This is a genomic window from Kitasatospora sp. NPDC057512 (assembly GCF_042802135.1).
In the GTDB taxonomy this organism is placed as follows: Bacteria; Actinomycetota; Actinomycetes; order Streptomycetales; family Streptomycetaceae; genus Kitasatospora.
The window spans coordinates 1-2,131 of sequence record NZ_JBHVET010001062.1 but is presented as its reverse complement, the minus strand read 5'-3'; the positions used below and the strand labels follow the sequence as shown (position 1 = coordinate 2,131).

Here is a 2,131-nt window from a genome sequence, read left to right as displayed (position 1 = left end):
GGATCCACTCGTGAGCCTGGCGGGAATCGTCGGGCACGCCCTAGCATCCGGGCATGGACCATCGAGCGACGACGCTGCCGATGCCGCCCGGCTGGCCCGCCCGGATCCGGGCGGTCGAATCCGGCGCGGTGACCCCGCCGGTGCCCAGGGCCGCCGCGACCGTCGTGCTGCTGCGCGACGCCGCCGAGGGGCCGGAGGCCTACCTGCTGCGCAGGCGCACCTCGATGGCCTTCGCGGCCGGGATGTACGCCTACCCCGGCGGCGGGGTGGACCCGCGGGACGCCGAGGTCGAGCCGGGCTGGGCCGGGCCGGCGCCCGAGGAGTGGGCCCGGCGGCTCGGGGTGGACGCCCGGACGGCGCGGGCGGTGGTCTGCGCGGCCGTCCGCGAGACCTTCGAGGAGGCCGGCGTGCTGCTGGCCGGCCCGGACGCCGACAGCGTCGCCGCGCCGCGCGACTGGTCCGCCGAGCGGGCCGCGCTGGAGGCCCACGAGCTGTCCTTCGCCGAGTTCCTCCGCGACCACGGGCTGGTGCTGCGCAGCGACCTGCTGGGCGGCTGGGCCCGCTGGATCACCCCGGAGTTCGAGGAACGGCGCTACGACACCTGGTTCTTCGTCGCCGCGCTGCCGGCCGGCCAGCGCGCGGCCCTGGAGGTCGGCGAGGCCGACCGGGTCGCCTGGCTGACCCCGGTTGAGGCGGTGCGGGGCCACCGGGAGGGCCGGTTCGGCATGCTGCCGCCGACCGTGACGGTGCTGCGCGAGCTGTCGTCGGTACGGACCGCCGCCGAGGCCCTGGCCGCGGCCGCCGACCGCCCGCTGGCGCCGGTCCTGGGCCGGGCCGAGGTCCGCGGCGACCGCCTGACGGTCCGCTGGCCCGGCTACGAGGAACTGACCATCGACGGGGAGTTCCCCGAGGGGTCCTGAGCGTTCCACCGACGGGGACCGGCCGTACGAGCCGTACGGCCGGCGCGCTCCGCAGGACCCCCCGACCGATTCGCAGGACCCGTACGACCCGTACGACCCGCACGACTTGCAGGACCCGCACGACCCGACCCTTGCCGTACCGACGCAGAGAAAGGACCGACGCCCGATGACCCACGACGACGTGGCTCGCCGGACGGCACCCGAGCTGCCCGCCCGCCGCCTGAACCCCCGTGACCTCGCCTGCGACAGCCAGGTCCCGTTCGTCGAGGTGGCGCAGCGCGCCCTCGTCCGGGCGCTGCCGCTGCGGGCCCTGCACCGGCACGTCGGAGGCGGTCGGTGAGCGGACTCCTGCCGGGCGACCCCGCCGCCGCCGTCGGCGGCGAGGCCACCCCTCGGGCGCTGTGCGTGCTGGCACCGAACCCGTCGCCGATGACGCTGGACGGCACCAACACCTGGCTGCTCTCCGAACCGGGCTCGGACCTCGCGGTGGTGATCGACCCGGGCCCGCTGCACGAGGGGCACCTGCGCCGGGTGGTCGACCTCGCGGAGGAACGGGGCAAGCGGATCGCGCTGACCCTGCTCACCCACGGCCACGCCGACCACTCCGAGGGCGCGGCCCGCTTCGCCGAGCTGACCGGGAGCGAGGTGCGGGCCCTGGACCCGGCGCACCGGCTGGGCTCGGAGGGCCTGGTCGGCGGACAGCGCCTGGACGTCGGCGGCCTGGACCTACGGGTGGTGGCCACCCCGGGGCACACCTCGGACTCGCTGACCTTCCACCTGCCGGACGACGGCGCGGTGCTCACCGGCGACACCGTGCTCGGCCGCGGCACCACGATGGTCGCGCACCCCGACGGCCGGCTCGGCGACTACCTGGACTCGCTGCGCCGCCTGCACACCATGGCCTCCGAGCACGGCGTGCGGACCGTGCTGCCGGGCCACGGCCCGGTGCTCGCGGACGCGCTCGGCGCCGTCGACTACTACCTGGCCCACCGGGCGGCCCGGCTGGCCCAGGTGGAGACCGCGGTCGAGGCGGGCTGCCTGACCGCCTCCGAGGTGGTGGCCCGGGTCTACGCCGACGTGGACCGGGCGCTCTGGCCGGCCGCCGAGCTGTCGGTGCGGGCCCAGCTGGACTACCTGGAGGAGCACGGGCTGATCCAGGGCGCCGACTGACCCGGTGGACGCAGGACTGTCGCCGTGAACGCGAAGGGCCC

The 2,131-nt window shown here is 76.6% G+C and carries 3 protein-coding genes; all 3 read left to right on the top strand.

Annotation, left to right across the window (positions count from 1 at the left end):
* Nucleotides 1-53 precede the first annotated feature (53 nt).
* The 3 genes from ACFU6K_RS37585 to ACFU6K_RS37575 all read left to right on the top strand — a co-directional run bounded on the left by ACFU6K_RS37585 (nt 54) and on the right by ACFU6K_RS37575 (nt 2,090).
* Nucleotides 54-920, top strand: a complete 867-nt coding sequence (locus ACFU6K_RS37585; protein ID WP_380670930.1) for an NUDIX hydrolase — start codon at nt 54-56, stop codon at nt 918-920.
* Nucleotides 921-1,086: 166 nt separating this feature from the next.
* Nucleotides 1,087-1,260 carry a hypothetical protein gene (locus ACFU6K_RS37580; RefSeq protein ID WP_158077682.1) on the top strand — a complete coding sequence of 58 codons (174 nt, stop codon included), beginning with the start codon at nt 1,087-1,089 and terminating at the stop codon, nt 1,258-1,260.
* Nucleotides 1,257-2,090 (top strand): MBL fold metallo-hydrolase, encoded by an 834-nt coding sequence (locus tag ACFU6K_RS37575; protein ID WP_380670928.1) that lies wholly within the window; start codon nt 1,257-1,259, stop codon nt 2,088-2,090. The genes ACFU6K_RS37580 and ACFU6K_RS37575 overlap by 4 nt, the downstream gene beginning before the upstream one ends.
* Nucleotides 2,091-2,131 lie beyond the last annotated feature (41 nt).

What these genes read in the sequence shown, in the direction of transcription:
- ACFU6K_RS37580 (WP_158077682.1), top strand. Translation starts at nt 1,087, where the DNA reads ATGACCCACGACGACGTGGCTCGCCGGACGGCACCCGAGCTGCCCGCC.
- ACFU6K_RS37585 (WP_380670930.1), top strand. Translation starts at nt 54, where the DNA reads ATGGACCATCGAGCGACGACGCTGCCGATGCCGCCCGGCTGGCCCGCC.